Source organism: Legionella sheltonii, from assembly GCF_026191355.1.
Taxonomy (GTDB): Bacteria; Pseudomonadota; Gammaproteobacteria; order Legionellales; family Legionellaceae; genus Legionella; species Legionella sheltonii.
In genome coordinates this window covers 45854-62855 of sequence record NZ_JAPHOQ010000019.1, presented here as the reverse complement: position 1 = coordinate 62855, position 17002 = coordinate 45854, and the positions used below count along the sequence as shown (strand labels likewise).

Below are 17002 nucleotides of genomic sequence, written 5' to 3'. Positions count from 1 at the left end.
AAATAAACACTTCACAAGTCAATTGTGCAAATTTTTTTCTATGTGTTCTGGGGCAAACAAAATCTTTTTTTTCAAGAGATTAACTAATGGAGCGTACAAAAATCCAATATCCTAGGTCGCCAATTAACTCAAATAATACCAAAATTTAAAATACAGTTAATCGGGTCAATAGAATCAATTAACTAAAAACCAGCAGGGCTCAGAGCCCTGCAGATTTAGCTAATTTGCCAAATTACGAGCACAGCGAATACCAAACGCAAAATTCTTCCCATTAAGCAGTTGCTCACTGGGTGGGAAGCCCGTTTGAAATAGTCTGTTCCATGCAAAAATGCCCACATCAGATGATTCGGTGCTACTCCAGTATTCACCAGGATCAAGCATTCCACCAATACCCTGTAAGAACAATTCATTGAGCATATTCGTGCTACCTGGAGTACATAGTGAGGAAACAAAGGGATTAAAAGGCCCTAATTCACACATTGCAGGTAAATGCCAATCTAAATATCCCCCATCGCTAATACCTTTGCATATGCCGGCGGAATAGGTATTACCGGTTGAAAAAAAGGTAAGCATGTTACTGGTGTTGCAGAATCCATCATCTGGACCATCGCAATTTGCCTGTCCCAAACTAAGAACGGCAGGGTAAGAGGATGTCGCATTAGGAGAGGGAGAAGATGGGCTAGAAAAGTCTCCTATCCCCCAAATCGGAGTATCTATGCCACCTGGACTCCAAGTAATGCCTGTCGTGGGTAATACTTGATCATTTAATGCGGCAACAATTCCACCGATACTGGCTGTAGTAGGTGTTGTATCGTCAATTGAAAAAAGATAGCCACTTTGATAAATGCATCCAAAGCCCAAGATCACAATATTGGCACTTGCTGGAGGGCCAGACACCGGCAGGAATTCTATAGCACTTGGAGTCGGCGAGGTTCCTAACGTACAACTTGACGATGAGGTAGCAACAGCTCCTGGATCAATAGTCATTGAGCACGAAGCACCGGGTAATAAATTAATAACACTGGAACAATTATCTATCGAAACTGTTGCTGATCCAGGTAATGGCGGAAACGGCGGCGCCACGCCACTCAGCGTAATAGTCTGGGTGCTTGTATTAGTCAAAGTAAAGGTCCTTGCAGCGCCTCCACCCAGCCCGGAAAGTGCCAGAGTGGATGGATTAACAACAAGTCCCGAGTTCGGCGTAACAAAATCACTGTAAGCAGCGAGGCCTTTGCCACTGGCATTATTTGCGACCACCGTAAAAGTATAAGTTGTTCCATTAGTAAGACCGGATATCATAGTCGTTAAAACAGAACTGGCTACTGTTACCGGTGTTTGTGCCGTAGTGCCAACAAATGGGGTAATGGTATAGCTTGTAATGGGAGAATCTCCTGTATTTGTAGGCGCCCCCCATGTAAGTGTGGCTTGTCCATTGCCGGCAACTGAAGTTAAATGAATCGGTGCTCCGGCAACTGCGCCAAGCACCGTAGCCGGTAAACTGATTGTATTCGTGTTGGTCCCCTGGATAGGAATAGTTTGCGTCGTTGCTCCTGTTGCATTAAACGTTATCTGGCATGAAGCCCCGGGAGGCAAACTGGAACCGCACGTTGTGCTTTGTACGCTGAGAGGACTGGTTGGTGATGCCGTAATATTGCGTGCCGTTGTATTTCCAAAGTTGGTTACAGTGACCAATTGACTGCTACCTATAGTCGTCGTAAAAGTTGCTGGAGTGACGCCCAAACTAGCCGCACACTGAAAAGCCTGAATGTTAAAAAGTGTGGTGCTGGTATTGGTTCCTTTGACAATCACATTGGGCACGGTAAATGCTACTGGGGCATTCGTAAAAAAAGAAATCGTGCAATTTCTTCCTGGAGGCAACGTAGCAGGGCAACCATTATTTTGCACTACATAACTATTAAAATTAGAATCAGTCGATGAGGCACTAATGTTCATCGCATTAATACGTGACTTATTAGTAATCGTAATAGACCCAGGTTGAGACAAACATCCTAAATCTTTTTGAGTAATCTGAATCGTACAATTTTGTAATGAGGGGGAGCAATTGTTCGCAGCATTTTTATTACTGCCATTGACCTGTATGCCCAATGACGCGGTGTTAGTCTCTGGATGAGGGGGGCTGATTGAAGCAAACACTGGAGTGGCAACAATTAAAAAACAGAGTACGCTGAGCTTATTACCAATGGTCATCATCTATCCTTAATGAGTTGCATTATTTACTAAAAGAATCGGGTTCAATAATGCATGACAAAAAAAACCTATTATCACGTTTATTGTTCATAGAATCCAGAAGATAAAGTATCAAAAAGCGCCTATAAAATCGCTTAATCTTGAAAAAACATGTCTATTGAATCTTAAATGTGGCGTGTTCTTTACTCACTAATAGTTTCTACTAGGGCGTGTTGACAATTTATCCCCACCGGCTACGTGCCGCGACTTGTTCGCGGCATCCAGGAAATGGTCAAGTTAAAGATGAACTTAATTCATTGCTCTAATCGATTGATGAATAAGAGCAAACTCATAATATATCGATTTCAATATCAAGTATAAAACGAGTTTGCAATGGCTAGACTGATGCTCAGTGATGAGCTATGGTCTAAGCTAAAGGAGATAATGCTACAACATCAGATATATGACAAACCTAATCTTCGTATGATGGTTGAGGCAATGTTATATCGCATGCGTGTAGGCTGCCCTTGACGAGACCTACCTAAAGAGTTTGGATTTTGGAATTCTGCCTATCAACAATTCAATCGTTGGTCCTCAAAGAACAAGTTGATGATGATTTTCAAAGTGCTCATACAACATCCTGATCTTGAATGGGAATTTATTGATGGCAGTATCGTTCGTGCCCATCAACATAGCTCAGGCGCCATAGGAAAGAAACATCAAGCAATAGGGAAATCCATTGGTGGTAATACAACAAAAATTCATAGGGCAGTTGATGCTTGCCGCCTTCCGATTGAATTTCAATTGACTGGCGGAGAGGTACATGATGCTAAAGCAGCTTCAGGTCTCATTGAAACACTCCCTAAAGCTGATTACACCATTGCAGACAAAGGATATGATAGCGAGGAAATTCGAGATCAGATTAGGCAAAAATCATCTACTCCAATGATTCCTCGGAAGACGAACTCTAAAACTGGGAATGCTGATATTGATTGGGGTCTATACAAATATCGTCATCTAGTTGAAAACGTATTTGCGCGACTTAAACATTTTCGAGCTATTGCCACAAGAGATGATAAATTGAAGAGAAATGATGCGTCAATGCTCGCAATGGCTTGTTCCTATATTTGGCTACCAATGTAATCCGTGAAATTTAGGTGATATCATCGCATTGAGTCCAACACTCTGATCAAAACAAGGAAGCCAAATGAAGTCATTTTATGTCTATATTATGGCAAGCAAGCGAAATGGTACACTATACGCTGGTTCAACATCAGATTTAATTAAACGAGTATGGGAACATAAAAACAGCCTGATTCCGGGATTTACAGCTAAGTACAATGTACATATATTGGTTTATTATGAGGTTCATGAAACCTATATAGAAGCTGCTCGACGTGAGAAGCGATTCAAAAATTGGCCCAGGCAGTGGAAGTTAAATTTGATTGAGAACCTAAATACAGAATGGCATGATCTTTATGAAGAAATTTGCCACTGATTAAGATCGGCTGGTTGTCGCGAACAAGTCGCGGCACGTAGCCGGTGGGGATGAATTGTCAACACGCCCTAGTTACACTCAATCACATCGCTTCATACTATTGCAAAAAAGATGGTCTCTGTATATGGTTGCATAACAACGCGTTCCGTTAATTAAGGATGATTTCAATGAGTCGCTCAACACTGCGAAGGTTATACTTTGTTCTCTGTTTCATTGTTCCGCTACAGCTATTATGGGCCCAGGAATCTCCTAAAATAAAAGAAAAAGCCTCATTACTCATTAATTTTGGAGCTACCGCACCAAATTGTTCTAGTTCATTGCAAAATTGTGTGATTCAAATTAGTCAAAACCTCCCTCAGTGCCTCTCTAAACCTGGCACCATTACGATCACTAACAATTCCAGAATTGTGGCGAAAAATATACAAGCATCATCTGCGGACAGTAATTTTATTAATTATGTCGTGCAAAAAAATGGATGCCCAGCTTCATTACAACCGGGACAAAGCTGCAGTATTTCCTTTTTTACCAATACTTCAGTAACCTTTTTAATTCCTAATGTATTAGTCAAAGGAACCAATACCACCTCAACTTTTTTTAATATGCACGCTTTGGCATGCCCTACGACGCAAGCGCGGCTAAGTGCCACTCCAACTACAGTCAATTTAGCCTTTGGGGGTGCTGCAAAGAACGTCACCCTGACCAATATTGGCAATGCAAATGCGAGTAATATACAGGCTACATTGGCCTCTCCTACTCTGGGTATTTCCGTAACAAACAATTGTCCTTCTTCTTTAGCACCAAATGCATCATGTCAATTCACCTTTGTCTCGAATTCCAGTTCAGGTACTACCACCGCAACAATCTTTGCCAGCAATGCCTCAAACTCAGTTCCAATAACCATTAATGTCAGTTCAATTCCCGCCACGGTAATCTCGGTTCCTGCGACTGCAATTATTCCTGTTGGTGATTCAGTAGGGGTGAGTTTTAACGTAATAAATCTCACCAGCAATCCAGCCTATAATGTGACCGTAAATCTACCCCCTGCCTGGACAACGGTGAGTAGTTCCACATGCAGTGTTATCCCAGGAAATGGCTCCTGTAGCTTAACTGTAACTTCCAACGCATTTACTGGTTATGTTGCTCAGGGTGGGATATTAGTTAACGGGGATAATATAAGCTCTCCGCCAACAATGGCCTTAGCGTTTTCTATATTTGATTATTTGATATTTTCTGTTCAGGGCCCCAATATGTATGTAATACAAAATGCTGATTCAGCATCCTTATGGAGTGATGACGCTCCGGCGCCACCGTTTCCTATACCTGGCATCACTGAAACATCTAAAACGTCCAATAATCCTCCTGATGCATGCAACGGCGCTACTGACGGCTTTTGTAATACACAACAAATAGTGAATCATTATGGCCAGTTTGCTACTAATAATGCCGCTGCTTTATGTTTTGACATTCAACTCGACAATACCGGTTCGGTAATGCCAGGAACCTGGTATTTACCTGCAATTTGTGAACTTGGAATATTTGAGCCACCCGGTAGCAATGCGGGATGTCCTAGTGGGTTCCCCAATGTCGTTTCTAACCTATATAGTTTAGGATTTTTGACGGACTTGTCAGGCCAATATTGGAGCTCTACAGAATACAGCATCTCAACTTCTGATGGATGGTATCAGAAATTTATTGGTAGTCAACAAAGCGTCCAGGGCACGGATTTCAGAGAAACCACACACAATGTGCGTTGTGTTCGAGTGATTGGCCCAGCCTAACTAAACAGCCTATAAAATTAAGGATAAATATGATGTTTACTAAAAAATCTACTCTTCTTTTGCTTAGTCTTTGTACTTCCTTTGCTGCGGTTCATGCAGGAATAGTAGAGCGCTATGTACAAAAAAGACAAGAAGAAAGAATACCCTTAGTTGCCGACACAACCATACGAGTCGCATACTTTAAGCAGTTGATCGATCATAATGATCCTACAGTGGGTACTTTTTCACAACGCTACTACATCGATGAATCCTATGGCCTCACTGATGATTCCCCCGTATTCTTTTATATTTGCGGTGAAGCAGCCTGTACGAAACGTGCATTAAATGGGGCAATCAGAAATTACGCACAAAAATTTCATGCCAAACTGGTTGCCCTAGAACATCGATATTATGGGGAGAGTTTGCCTTTCAATTCACTATCCACTAAAAGCTTACGCTTCTTAACTACGGAAGCAGCTCTAGATGATTTGGCCTATTTTCAACGCCATCTAAAAAATGAAAGAAACTGGAATGGCAAATGGGTCGCTTTTGGGGGCTCATACCCCGGCTCTTTATCCGCTTATTATCGTTTAAAATTCCCATATCTGGTGGTAGGTGCTTTGGCCTCGTCAGCACCCGTAATGGCAAAAGAAGATTTCGTTGAATATGATGCCCACGTGACCCAAGTTGCAGGATCACATTGCGCCAGTCAAATACGTGAGGTGGTCAGTGAAGTAGAAGCCAGCTTGAATGATGCAGCACAGTGGGAGCAAATGAAATCACTATTTGATGCCTCTGCGGTTGCAGATCCGGTGGACTTTTTATACTTGATTGCTGATACCGGTGCAGCAGCAGTGCAATATGGAATGCGCGATGCGTTTTGTTCCAGCCTGGCAACCAGCCCGACACCACTTCAAGGTTATGCAGAGTTCGCTAAAAAATTATATAAAGACATGCATGTCAGTGCGGTAGAAATGACCGCACAAGGCGCGATGAGTGAACATCCAAGTGATTATAAAGACGGCTTAGGGATGCGGCAATGGTACTACCAATCGTGTAAGGAGTACGGATATTGGCAAAATGCCCATCCAAATCCAACGCGCTCGACTCGTTCTTCATTAATTAATCTGGATTATCATCATAAAGTATGTCAACGATTGTTTGGTCTAACCCAACCAGTCAATACGACAGAACTGAATAACAGTCTTTATTTTCCTTTAATGGATATTCTAACTTCTAATATTTATTTCACGAATGGAGAAAATGATCCCTGGTCTACACTGTCTTTGGCAGAAAAAAACGGAAATGCGATTAATCCTAAATTGACTTATCAATTGATTGAAGGAGCGGCTCATTGCGATGATTTGCATAGTCCCTCCTCACTGGATTCAGATTCTTTAAAAAACGCTCGCCAAATGATGGAGTCGTTGTTAACGGAGTGGCTTAAGTAAATTTGAGCTGGTTGATTTATAACCCCCTTCCCTTGCCCGCTTGCGGGAGAGGGATGAGGGTTCTACTACTTAGGCTGATGAGAGGGATGCTCCTCTTCACCCTCATCTTTAGCCCCACTCAGACGTGTTCTAGGTATTCGCTCCAAAGCGTTCCATTTATCCAGTGCATCAAGAAAACAAGAAGGGGATAAAGCCTCCACCTCTTCATGAACAGGTAATTGCAATAAAGGAGGAATATCCGTCACTCCCTTACCATTTAATTCCTGTATCAACTGTACATTTAATTCTTTAACAGTAGCGAGGGTAGATAAGCCTACAAATGGAGAACAAATAAGCGTCACGGGGCTTTTGTCTTCTGCACGAAAAAGCTCTTGCGCCGTGTCATCTTGATGCACTAACCCTTGATGAGGCCCCATTAGCTGTGCATCATGCATTTCTCGTTGAATTATTCCAAATTTATGTTCCAATTGCTGTAACCAATCATCACCTAAATGTTTTTTTAAAAATCCTTTTGTTTCATCACGTTCAATTAACTTGTCTAGCCTAATCCGATACTCCTCACTGTAGAGAAATTCAGATAAGACAAATGCATCTTTTTGGTACTTTGTATGAAAAAACATAGGCGCACCACCTTTTGTCGCTTTAATCTCAAAAACCATCACATTAGAAGAAAGATCAAGATCATTAGAAAAACCCGATCTCCATGCCCACTGAGCATCATGATACAGCTGGGATAAACGAGCGCTATCATTAATGATGCCTGAGGATTCGAATACAGCCAAATCATGGGTAAGTGAGGCTAAATCTGCTAAAGCCCCTAATTTTGACAGGGTTATTTTGTCATGATCATCAAAGTGAGTTTTGTGCCAATGCCTTGATTTAAAAGTTAAATTTCTTAGGGTCTTAATCACCGCAAAACTAATTCCGGTATCTTGCTCTTTCAGTTTCCCTAGCTCTAGGATTTTTCTATTTAGCTCCAAATTGCCCATCGCATTTTCTAAAAAAACAACAACCCTCTCTTTTTCTTTACCTGCTAACTCGAGAACCCGAGTAGGGTTATCCGCATGCATTAACCTATTCAGCAAAAATAATGCATCTAAATCTTCGCTGCTAAGTCCTGTTCCTTGAATTATTTCTTCTCGAGTCATAAATCACCTGGTCAAGCATATGAAAAATATCGAAGCATGATTTCTTCGACTAAGTTATCAACAAAGTTAATAAGTAAGTTAGAAAATAACTCATCATTAACGTTTTCTTGCGCTTGGAAAAGTAAATATTGCTGGGCAATAAAATTCACCATCTCACTAATGCGCTCAGGCTTTGCTAAATAAAAAAAACAATCCGGTAAAGCAATTAAAATTTTATTAATTAATTTCTGAGCATCAACATCTGAAATACCTAAGACCAGAGAGATTGCTGAACTGGATCGGTATTTACTGTGCATGTTTGCTTCACAATACTGGTCTACAATCCTATAGATCTCTTTAGCAGATTGCTCTTTTCTTGGGTGCACAGGCTTGACTCCATTAACTTGCCATTTTTTTATTCAATAATCCAATTTTAGACCAAATTTCAGCAGTTGTTTGCAATTCGTCAGATTGAGCCCAAGCGGTATTATAAAATGGAGTGCACTTCATCCGATGTGCAGTGAGGAATATCCATGCTCAAACAATGAGTTAATATAGGAGATTCCTCGTTGCACTCGGAATCACAGAAATTGGAAACAGGCAGAGAAAAATCAGTTCTAATTAAAAGCGACCACTACGAAAGTCATCCATCGCTTGTATTATTTCTTCCTGGGTATTCATTACAAAAGGCCCATGACGCGTAATAGGCTCATGAATTCTGGCAGCAGCGATCAAAATACATTGACTTGCAGTTTCACTTTTCAAAAGCAAAGTATCCCCAGAACCAAGTTTTGCTAAGGTATCCTGTTGTACTAACTGTTCACCAATGCGAATCGTTCCTGAAATGACTAGAAGAATCGCTTGATAATCATTGGGGATATGTTGCTCTATGCTCGTACCCGGTGGCAAAATAATATCGAATAATAAAGGTCGAGTGGCAATACCGGTAATTGGAGAAATGGTCCCCTTATCCGTCTCGCCCGCAATTACTTTAATCTGACCACCTGAATCATGTGTTTCCACAGGTAATTGCTCACTTCGCATTTCTTGATAGCGAGGAAGTCGCATTTTCTCGGCTGCAGGTAAATTTAACCACAATTGAAAACCATGTAATCGACCATTCGCTGAAGGCATTTCAGAATGAACAATTCCTTTCCCAGCAGTCATCCATTGCACATCTCCCGCAGTGATAACTCCTTTATGCCCCTTATTATCTTCATGGGTAATCTCACCATCGAGCAAATAGGTAATTGTTTCAAAACCACGATGAGGATGAGCGGGAAACCCAGCCATATAATCCAAAGGATCGGTGCTATTGAAATAATCGAGTAAGAGAAGAGGCTCAAAATCATTGCTTCTCTCGATGCCTATGTAGCGATGTAATTTCACGCCAGCACCTTCACGCACGAGGATACCTTTAATTAATCGCTCTACTTTAATTTCGCTCATGAGTACACTCCATGTTCGCTAATACACTCATTAATTTACAATTCACTGCTATATAGCATAGCTCAAAAACTATCAGACAATACAAATATTGGTTGTAGGCCAGAATCACTGCATGTGCATTTTATGTGCGATTCAATACTTTAGCCCACATTAAGTCTATAAATTTATCCCATAGAATTAGAAATAAGCCTTGCAAACATATTTATTGCATCATACATTCACCAAATGATCATATTGAATAATATTTAGTTTTTGAGCCGCATTAAATAAAACAAAAAGCGCAAAAAAGTAACCATTAGCTCGAGGTGATGTCTATGCCCACAAAAGATGCACATAGCAATTTAATTACTGAAATAAGTCAAATAAAAACAACCGAACAACATCAGTTGATTTTGGAGTTAATTCATAAAAAACAATATAACAAAGCTCTTTTATACGGGTGCAAAAATTGCAACCCGCAAGATACCATTCTTACGGAGTTATTGGCTGTATTGATAAGAAACAGGGAAGCCCTTTTTTTGGATGTCGACATTAAAGAAAATGGCCTTAGCCCTATCGATTATACAATAACGAATCAAAATTATACGCTCCATTTTCTGCTGGAAAAGGCGAACGCCAATGGAAATAAATTTCTAAAACCAGTATGGATGCAATTCATCGCTAATGCTGTTTATAAAATCGCAAGTCATGAAAATGCGCAATATATAAAGGAGCGTGAATCGATTGATGCCTTATTTAAGGCGCTCCCTTTAAAAAACTCATTTCTTACTGACCAAGAAAATGCTCAATTCGATGTTAAACGTCTCATATGCCTTTTACACATCTTAAGACATCTGCAGCAATATCATAATAATTTAAACGACTCTTCTTTAGTTGATTGCAAACTTAGCTCTTTCGAAAGGGAAGTCCTCTATTATCGACGTATTGATTATATCAGAGAGAGCATTAATAGATTTTCTATCATTATTAGTAACTTATCTGGATCTTTGCGCAGCAGATATAAGACACAACTTGAACCTTTAAGCTGGATAACCCTGGAACAACTTGGTGGTGCAACAGCAAAAACAACCCCGGAAATGGTTTTTCATTTTGCCTTAGAAAAAAATTTAACTGATTTGCGTTTTGATGATGCCGAGAGCTCGCTGTTTCAAGAGCATTCTGATAGAGAGGAGCTCGTTGAAGAAGCAATACCTTCTGTATTAAACGAGTTAAATGCTTTAAATCAATTTTTTAGATCTCTGCTCACTAAAGAACTTAAACCCGACACCCCCACAGTGGATAAACCACTGATTTTACCTAATGTAAAGGCAATAACTCGCTACTTTTTGGAAACTAAATACTTAATTGACTTACTCAATCTAGTGAATTATACCGAAGGGGAAGTATATGATCAGGAAAAAGTACTTACTTTATCCGGATTATCTGGCGTAAAAGCTGTATTTACGGCCCTACCCCCTGAAGTACAATATCGCCGAAGACTCGACCTGACAACGAAAGCAGGACAACATGCGTTGCTACGAAGATTTCAGCGCATAGGAGAATTGTTAACCGGAAAAAAATCTGATTTTACGGAATTTGATGAAACAATTGATTTTCGGGCATTAATCACCCTACGTGATGGCATTTGTCACCAAGATGAAGGGAATAATAAATTTATTATTGATAACTTGCTAAAAGATAAAGACAAGCTGGAAACAATAGCTTCAGGTGAAATGTACAGCCTATTTAAAAGAGTGCAAAAGTTTATTGCATCACGTCAAAAAGTTTATGGCACCTATAAGGAGAATCCTAAAGAATTTTGGGCGAGCGTCCTAAAAGCAGAACAAGAACGTTTTCAAGTGGCGCAAGAAAAAGCCAAAGGCAAACAAGAGGTTGTTGTTGACGCTTCTGAGCGCCGAATACCTCAACAAGAAGAAGATGAGTTTTTTATACTCTTTGAATTACTCAAATCTGAATTACTCAAACAAATGATTACTATTCCTAATCCACAAGAAATGATTACAGAATGTCATAAACTTTTTGATGGGACAGCAGAGATACCGAGTAAAAAAAGAATAGGGGAACTGTTACAACCCTTCGCTAAGTTCAAAAAAACCGAGTATGAGTCACAATATAAGAGAATGGCGCAAATACTCACAAATGCCACCGTAAAACCACGCACCACGGCAGTTGAACGACAACAAAAAAGGTTGCAAGAACAAAATGAAGCAGCGTTACGTAAATCAGCCAGGGAAAGTGTTTTTATTGGTCTAGACCATATACGTGAACTTGCCAAGCAGCTTATGGCAACTCCAGTTCGGGAACATATGCTTACTCCACTGAAAAGAGTTGATGCGGCCATTGAATCATTAAACAACATCCAAGAATTTTTAGTGGAAGCAGGTTACCTTGTTGTCGGTCAGCCTCATAAAAACATGAAAAGCTGGGATTTATATCATGCAAGGCAGGGACAATCTGATCTGGTACAGTTATTGGTTTCTAACCATCAATTAAGCGATGCTCTTGAATATAATGCCGGACAACTTTTACAGCATCTCGATACAATTAAAGGGTACGCGGAAGCCCAGAGATCAAAACACTTAACCCTAGGCTACGAGGCATTAAGAAATCTGAGAAATTATATAGAGCATGGAGATCCTTTAACTGAAACCCAAGAAATAAATTTAAACAAAAATTCGCCCTCTGCATTTCAACATCAAAAACTATTGGCGCCAAAAATTATTGAATTAATTTTTGTATTGTTACCGGATTTATTGCAGATAAAAGAGGTGATGGAGCGAAATCAGGCGCAGCAGGCCCCCGCTTCTGTACCGGTGGATCCACTTGCAACAAAAGAAATAGAATCTTCCGTATCAGTAGAATCAAAATCTGCTAAAAAACCATCCCCCTTGGTCACCAAAAGTATTTTTAACTATTCGGTAGACAAGATAGAGGCAGAAAACCTGCCAACTCAAAATTGTACACCTTAGCCAAGGAAACCCCGATAATCTTAGCCTGAAGATACTCAGGCTAAGCATCGGATACACATTATCTAACAAAAGTTATTGCTACTCCTGAAGTATTCAGCTGAGGAATCAAAGCAAACTACTGGAAAACTACATATCCCACCAACAATAACTGCCTACTCACTAAGTTTATAAACATTATTATGGGACAAAGCTCCAGCTCTAAGACTCCTGTAAGTTGGGACTAAGACCCTGCATCATCCTAATATAAGCCAACACAGTCGCCCATTTTTTTAAACAAATAATTTTCTGCTATGCTTACAAAGTAGGCAGTTTAATTAAAATTACTACATTTCCTTAAAGTGGAATGGAGGAGCCAATTATGTTAAGCAGAGCACCACGAGTTGTGAAAGGTGTAAAACCAAGTCCATGCCGCCATGTGCTTCATAAACTGGTTTCAAATCGTAGTGGAGTAGGAAAACTTTTTAACGCTGCCCAAGCTCAACCTATAGCAGCCATGGAGCAAGTGCCTGTTAAAAAAGCAACAATCGATTACTCTGAGCTGTGTACTACCTTACCCAAAAAAATGGTTCATCGTGGGATGTCAGGATTTAAAGAGCCACTATGTATTGCGACCGATGGTAGACTTGGTGCGGGGATCTATGCCGCAAGACCTTTTATTTTAAATATCGCTCAATTCATCCACGATCCTAAAAGTAGTGCATTGCTTTCGACCTCACCAGATCCACACACCGTTAAAGAATATATGATAGGGTTTCAGCTCATCAGCGCGAAAGGAGCCATTGCCTCCATGTGTTTACCCTCTGTCTATATTCGTCCGCAAACAGCAAGACATATCGATATTGAAGCATTTCAATATTATCAAAAACTACTTAATGGACAACAAGATCCCGGCGAGTTTCGAAGGGTTGAAGATATTTTTGATTTAGCTCAGGGAAATAATGAAACAACGGCAATTTTGGGAGCAACAAAAGAAGATGATTGGCGTCCAAGATTTGATACAGATGTGCATAGCATAGTCCTGGTACAAGGAGCTGCTGGGCGTTTGTTGAAAGGACTAAATGGATTTATTAAGGCAGGGGAAATAGAGACTACAACGGTGAAAAACCCCGACTACCGCCCAAGAATTATGTCAATAGAGGTCTCCTCTACGGCCACCGCTGAAGGTGCGATGTTCCCCAAACAATTCGAAAAAATGAATGAACGCGCACTTAAATTAGGACTAATACCGGCTGACCGTAGAATTTTAACGCTAACAGATGCCTCTACTCTAATGGGCTCTGCGGTCTATAGAAAACTAATTGAAGGTTATGAAGCGACTGAAGAAACCATGGTATTACAAAGTGTACCAAATGAAATTGCCTTTGGCTCTCCAGAACTCATTGACTATGCAGCATCGATAATTGAATCAAATCCGAATAAAAAAGCAGTTTTTTCACAAGGACTTGATAGTACTCTGCAATTATAAATCTCATTTTGAATAGATAGTTAAGTGGAATAATGCCTGTGTGAAATTAAAGTACTAAAATACAAAGAAGTTCATGGCTGTTTTCGTTGACTCTGATTAAGAGTATTTTTGTTGTTTCAATTGGGCTATAGCCTTACTAATTTTAGCTGAGCCCAATTGTTCCTCTTCTCTTTTCTGACCTGGGATTAAGCTGCGGGAGGTCGCGATAAGCGAACAACGCTTTGGTCAAGCGCGTTCCATCGATGCTTCTTTTTTCGTTCGCGTAATGCCTGGCTCTCCCTGCTTAAAATGAATTCTACACGTTGATGAATACATATCATTCCCACCGATAATGACTTGATCACCTTCAGTGATTACCTCGCCATAAGCATTTAATCGTAAATTCATCGTTGCCTTACGTCCGCAATGGCAGATGGTTTTGAGCTCAACAAGCTCATCCGCCCATGCCAAAAGATATTGGCTTCCCTCAAATAGTTCTCCACGAAAATCAGTACGCAATCCATAAGTAAGAACGGGAATCCCTAGTTGATCAGTAATTTCCGTTAATTGATAAACTTGGGCACGTGTTAAAAACTGGGCTTCATCAACCAAAACGCAAGCATATTCCTTTTCCTGGGCTAGGACATGTTGGTACAAATCGTCTTTGGGATTAAAAATAAAGGCCTGTTCTGATAAACCAATACGGGAATGAACGGCACCATGTTGATATCGATTATCTATGGATGGCGTAAATAATATGGTATTCATTCCACGTTCACGATAATTATAACTTGATTGCAAAAGCACCGTGCTTTTCCCTGCATTCATTGCTGCAAAATAAAAATAGAGTTTTGCCATAGGATTTCAGTTTTTTTGAAATGCACTCATCATACCTAAATCATCCACTTAGAATCTACTCTAGTGCTCTAATTCAATGCGAACATCATTCTAGCCAGGATTAGCCTTGATTAATTCATTAATCCGAGCGATTTTGAACACTTTTTTTGGTATAGTACAAAAAAATATTTTTTCCTATGAGCACTTACAATAGAATGAAATAGCTTCCAAATATTGCATGAGATAACTATGAACTCAAAAATAAAGAACTTATTTGCCGCATTTATCTTAATGAGCATCGCATCCCTAAGCCAGGCAGATGTTCTGCTTAAAGATACCCTGGGCAACACCATTCCGTTTTCCTCGCTAAAAGGGAAGTGGGTACTTATTAATTATTGGGCGGGTTGGTGTAAAACCTGTATTGATGAAATTCCTGAATTAAACCGCTTTTATCAAAAACATGAAAAAGACCCCATTGTATTATTCGCTGTAAATTATGATGGGCTACCCATACATAAACAAAAAAAGCTCATTCAAAAATTTAATATTCGGTACCCCTCACTCGCCTCCGATCCGGCACTTGCTTTAGGATTAGGCGACATTATTGGCGTGCCGGTGACCTTTGTGATTAATCCCAAAGGAGAGCTCGTTGATACGCTCTATGGTGGCCAAGATATAAAAACCTTAGATACGGCAATAAAAGAAGCATAAAATATCATATACCTCTCATCACCCTGAGGAGTTTACGATGAAGGATCTCCTGATAGAGCGTCATTGTTGATTATAAAGCTCATACCACTTCATGGAGATCCCTCATTCCGTTTGGGATGAGCGATGCGCCACAAACAAACGTTGTTTTTGTTCCTGAGTAATGCGAATTTTCAACAACCAATCACCGTTTTCATTATGCGATTCGTTTAAAACGGAACCTAATTCATAGAGTTGTGCCCTTAGTTTTGCCTGAGTTGCTTTAAGCACTACATTTTCAATAAGAACGGCCCCATGCAATTGGGTGCTAATTGCTTCTTTGAGTACATCCAGTCCCAAATTGGATGCCGCGGAGATCCATACTTTACATTTCCCTTCCTGATAATCTACCTTAGGCTGATACCCTTCTTTTAAATCAATTTTGTTAAATACCAAAATGATAGGAATATCATGCACTCCTAACTCATCCAAAACCTGTTGCACTGAAAAAACGTTATCTCGCCAATGAGGATCAGAAATATCGATCACATGCAGCAATAGATCCGCTTGTTGAGTCTCTTCTAAGGTTGCACGAAATGCCTCTACTAATTGATGCGGTAAATCACGAATAAATCCGACGGTATCAGTTAAAATAACTGAAGAAGAGCCCGGTAAATTGAGTTGGCGCATGGTGGGATCCAACGTAGCAAACAACTGATCCGCCACATAAATGCTTTCTCCAGTTAATGCATTGAATAAAGTGGATTTACCGGCATTGGTATAACCAACTAGAGATACCGTGAGTAAAGAAGCTTTGCGTCTGGCCTGACGGTTTTGATCCCGATTGCTGCGAACTTTTTCCAAACGCTTATTAATGTATTTGATACGCTCACGCAATAAACGACGGTCAGTTTCCAATTGAGTTTCACCTGGGCCTCGTAATCCAATACCCCCTTTTTGGCGTTCCAAATGAGTCCAACCACGGATTAAGCGTGTTGATAAATGCTGTAATTGAGCCAACTCGACTTGCAATTTCCCTTCGAACGTTCGTGCACGCTGAGCAAAGATATCGAGAATCAAGCCGCTGCGATCAACCACCCGGCATTCGAATAAACGTTCCAAATTTCGTTCTTGTGAGGGGGATAATTCATGATTGACGAGCACCAATTCTGCATCAAGCGCTTTAACCAGCTGTGCAATCTCTTCTGCTTTCCCTTTACCTATATAATACTTGGCATCTGGGGTTGCCCGCGTGCCTAAAACACAATCCAAAATGTCCGCATTCGCGGAAAGAGCTAATTCTTCAAACTCCTGCAATGCCTTATCCGCATCAATTCCCGGTAGTGCTAATTGCACCAATACCGCCCGCTCACCACCTTGAGGACGTTCAAACACTCACTTGTTCTCCGAAAAAATAGGTTTTGTTACTGATAAAGATAAGTATAAAAGAGCATTACGGCAAAAAAATCGGTTCATTGCGTCACTTGATCCTTAGAACTTTAAACCACTCAACTCTTACCCAGAGCTCAGGATCCCATACCTAAAAGGCTGAAATTAAAAGAAACAAGTATTATGCCAAAAGAAGAAAAAAAACAC

General features: G+C 40.3%; 12 protein-coding genes and 1 pseudogene. 7 read left to right on the top strand and 6 right to left on the bottom strand.

Annotation, left to right across the window (positions count from 1 at the left end; all coding sequences use genetic code 11):
* Nucleotides 1-219 precede the first annotated feature (219 nt).
* Nucleotides 220-2208 carry a fibronectin type III domain-containing protein gene (locus tag OQJ26_RS17985; protein WP_265705082.1) on the bottom strand — a complete coding sequence of 663 codons (1989 nt, stop codon included), beginning with the start codon at nucleotides 2206-2208 and terminating at the stop codon, nucleotides 220-222.
* 372 nt (nucleotides 2209-2580) lie between these two features.
* On the opposite strand from OQJ26_RS17985, the pseudogene OQJ26_RS17980 reads away from it, so the two are divergent.
* The 4 genes and pseudogenes from OQJ26_RS17980 to OQJ26_RS17965 all read left to right on the top strand — a co-directional run bounded on the left by OQJ26_RS17980 (nucleotide 2581) and on the right by OQJ26_RS17965 (nucleotide 6893).
* Nucleotides 2581-3330: pseudogene (locus OQJ26_RS17980) on the top strand (IS5 family transposase).
* 64 nt (nucleotides 3331-3394) lie between these two features.
* Nucleotides 3395-3685, top strand: coding sequence for a GIY-YIG nuclease family protein (locus tag OQJ26_RS17975; protein WP_265684141.1), 291 nt, complete (start codon nucleotides 3395-3397; stop codon nucleotides 3683-3685).
* 167 nt (nucleotides 3686-3852) lie between these two features.
* Complete coding sequence (locus OQJ26_RS17970) at nucleotides 3853-5463, top strand: hypothetical protein (RefSeq protein WP_265705081.1); 1611 nt, start codon at nucleotides 3853-3855, stop codon at nucleotides 5461-5463.
* 29 nt (nucleotides 5464-5492) lie between these two features.
* Complete coding sequence (locus OQJ26_RS17965; protein WP_265705080.1) at nucleotides 5493-6893, top strand: S28 family serine protease; 1401 nt, start codon at nucleotides 5493-5495, stop codon at nucleotides 6891-6893.
* 65 nt (nucleotides 6894-6958) lie between these two features.
* On the opposite strand, the gene OQJ26_RS17960 is transcribed toward OQJ26_RS17965, so the two are convergent.
* The 3 genes from OQJ26_RS17960 to OQJ26_RS17950 form a co-directional block, all read right to left on the bottom strand.
* Nucleotides 6959-8041, bottom strand: coding sequence for a hypothetical protein (locus OQJ26_RS17960; protein ID WP_265705079.1), 1083 nt, complete (start codon nucleotides 8039-8041; stop codon nucleotides 6959-6961).
* Between the two features lie 11 nt (nucleotides 8042-8052).
* Nucleotides 8053-8406: a hypothetical protein gene (locus tag OQJ26_RS17955; protein WP_028381419.1), complete on the bottom strand. Its 354-nt coding sequence runs from the start codon at nucleotides 8404-8406 to the stop codon at nucleotides 8053-8055.
* Nucleotides 8407-8641: 235 nt separating this feature from the next.
* Nucleotides 8642-9469 carry a pirin family protein gene (locus OQJ26_RS17950; protein WP_265705078.1) on the bottom strand — a complete coding sequence of 276 codons (828 nt, stop codon included), beginning with the start codon at nucleotides 9467-9469 and terminating at the stop codon, nucleotides 8642-8644.
* Nucleotides 9470-9783: 314 nt separating this feature from the next.
* On the opposite strand from OQJ26_RS17950, the gene OQJ26_RS17945 reads away from it, so the two are divergent.
* Together OQJ26_RS17945 and OQJ26_RS17940 are read left to right on the top strand one after the other, a co-directional pair.
* Complete coding sequence (locus OQJ26_RS17945) at nucleotides 9784-12438, top strand: hypothetical protein (protein WP_265705077.1); 2655 nt, start codon at nucleotides 9784-9786, stop codon at nucleotides 12436-12438.
* Nucleotides 12439-12796: 358 nt separating this feature from the next.
* Entirely contained in the window at nucleotides 12797-13903 is a 1107-nt protein-coding gene (locus OQJ26_RS17940) for a hypothetical protein (RefSeq protein WP_265705076.1), read from the top strand.
* 225 nt (nucleotides 13904-14128) lie between these two features.
* Here the strand turns inward: OQJ26_RS17940 and OQJ26_RS17935 are convergent, their stop codons facing one another.
* Nucleotides 14129-14740, bottom strand: coding sequence for a thymidine kinase (locus OQJ26_RS17935; protein WP_265705075.1), 612 nt, complete (start codon nucleotides 14738-14740; stop codon nucleotides 14129-14131).
* 228 nt (nucleotides 14741-14968) lie between these two features.
* Here OQJ26_RS17935 and OQJ26_RS17930 point away from each other — a divergent pair, with 228 nt between their 5' ends.
* Entirely contained in the window at nucleotides 14969-15430 is a 462-nt protein-coding gene (locus OQJ26_RS17930) for a TlpA disulfide reductase family protein (protein WP_265705074.1), read from the top strand.
* A gap of 102 nt (nucleotides 15431-15532) precedes the next feature.
* Here OQJ26_RS17930 and hflX read toward each other — a convergent pair whose 3' ends face one another.
* Entirely contained in the window at nucleotides 15533-16801 is a 1269-nt protein-coding gene (gene hflX / locus OQJ26_RS17925; RefSeq protein ID WP_265705073.1) for a ribosome rescue GTPase HflX, read from the bottom strand.
* Between the last annotated feature and the right edge of the window lie 201 nt (nucleotides 16802-17002).